Below are 1,891 nucleotides of genomic sequence, written 5' to 3' on the forward strand. Positions count from 1 at the left end.
TTAAATCAACGCTTTGCACTGTTCTTTAACAATTTATAACAAGACAATCTGTGTGGGCACTCATTAAGAGTGTCAACAACGACAATTCAAAATTTCGATATATTTAATTGAAGAGTTTGATCATGGCTCAGATTGAACGCTGGCGGCAGGCCTAACACATGCAAGTCGAACGGTAGCAGGATGTGCTTGCACATCGCTGACGAGTGGCGGACGGGTGAGTAATGCTTGGGAACTTGCCTTTGCGAGGGGGATAACAGTTGGAAACGACTGCTAATACCGCATGATGTCTTCGGACCAAAGGGGGCTTCGGCTCCCGCGCAAAGAGAGGCCCAAGTGAGATTAGCTAGTTGGTAAGGTAAAGGCTTACCAAGGCGACGATCTCTAGCTGTTCTGAGAGGAAGATCAGCCACACTGGGACTGAGACACGGCCCAGACTCCTACGGGAGGCAGCAGTGGGGAATATTGCACAATGGGGGAAACCCTGATGCAGCCATGCCGCGTGTGTGAAGAAGGCCTTCGGGTTGTAAAGCACTTTCAGTTGTGAGGAAAGGTTGGTAGTTAATACCTGCCAGCTGTGACGTTAACAACAGAAGAAGCACCGGCTAACTCCGTGCCAGCAGCCGCGGTAATACGGAGGGTGCGAGCGTTAATCGGAATTACTGGGCGTAAAGCGCACGCAGGCGGTTTGTTAAGCTAGATGTGAAAGCCCCGGGCTCAACCTGGGATGGTCATTTAGAACTGGCAGACTAGAGTCTTGGAGAGGGGAGTGGAATTCCAGGTGTAGCGGTGAAATGCGTAGATATCTGGAGGAACATCAGTGGCGAAGGCGGCTCCCTGGCCAAAGACTGACGCTCATGTGCGAAAGTGTGGGTAGCGAACAGGATTAGATACCCTGGTAGTCCACACCGTAAACGCTGTCTACTAGCTGTGTGTGAATTTAATTCGTGCGTAGCGAAGCTAACGCGCTAAGTAGACCGCCTGGGGAGTACGGCCGCAAGGTTAAAACTCAAATGAATTGACGGGGGCCCGCACAAGCGGTGGAGCATGTGGTTTAATTCGATGCAACGCGAAGAACCTTACCTACACTTGACATGCAGAGAACTTTCCAGAGATGGATTGGTGCCTTCGGGAACTCTGACACAGGTGCTGCATGGCTGTCGTCAGCTCGTGTCGTGAGATGTTGGGTTAAGTCCCGCAACGAGCGCAACCCTTGTCCTTAGTTGCCATCATTTAGTTGGGCACTCTAAGGAGACTGCCGGTGACAAACCGGAGGAAGGTGGGGACGACGTCAAGTCATCATGGCCCTTACGTGTAGGGCTACACACGTGCTACAATGGCAAGTACAGAGGGAAGCGAGACAGTGATGTGGAGCGGACCCCTTAAAGCTTGTCGTAGTCCGGATTGGAGTCTGCAACTCGACTCCATGAAGTCGGAATCGCTAGTAATCGCAGGTCAGCATACTGCGGTGAATACGTTCCCGGGCCTTGTACACACCGCCCGTCACACCATGGGAGTGGGATGCAAAAGAAGTAGTTAGTCTAACCTTCGGGAGGACGATTACCACTTTGTGTTTCATGACTGGGGTGAAGTCGTAACAAGGTAACCCTAGGGGAACCTGGGGTTGGATCACCTCCTTACGTAAAGTCGTTGGACGACTTGATGTAGTGCCTACACAGATTGTTTTGTTATAGAAAGAAGAACGACCAAGATTTACTCGTAAGGGAAATCACTGGGGCTATAGCTCAGCTGGGAGAGCGCCTGATTTGCATTCAGGAGGTCAGCAGTTCGATCCTGCTTAGCTCCACCATCCTTATAGGCTTGTAGCTCAGCTGGTTAGAGCGCACCCCTGATAAGGGTGAGGTCGGCAGTTCAAGTCTGCCCAAGCCTACCA

General features: G+C 51.5%; 2 tRNA genes and 1 rRNA gene. All 3 read left to right on the forward strand.

Annotation, left to right across the window (positions count from 1 at the left end):
• The first annotated feature begins 104 nt into the window (after nt 1-104).
• The 3 genes from BFC17_RS10345 (at nt 105) to BFC17_RS10355 (ending at nt 1,891) form a co-directional block, all read left to right on the forward strand.
• Nucleotides 105-1,637: ribosomal RNA gene (locus tag BFC17_RS10345) — 16S ribosomal RNA — on the forward strand.
• 94 nt (nt 1,638-1,731) lie between these two features.
• Nucleotides 1,732-1,807: transfer RNA gene (locus tag BFC17_RS10350), tRNA-Ala, on the forward strand.
• Nucleotides 1,808-1,814: 7 nt separating this feature from the next.
• Nucleotides 1,815-1,891: transfer RNA gene (locus BFC17_RS10355), tRNA-Ile, on the forward strand.

Origin of the sequence: Marisediminitalea lipolytica, assembly GCF_001758465.1 — a bacterium.
Classification (GTDB): Bacteria; Pseudomonadota; Gammaproteobacteria; order Enterobacterales; family Alteromonadaceae; genus Alteromonas; species Alteromonas lipolytica.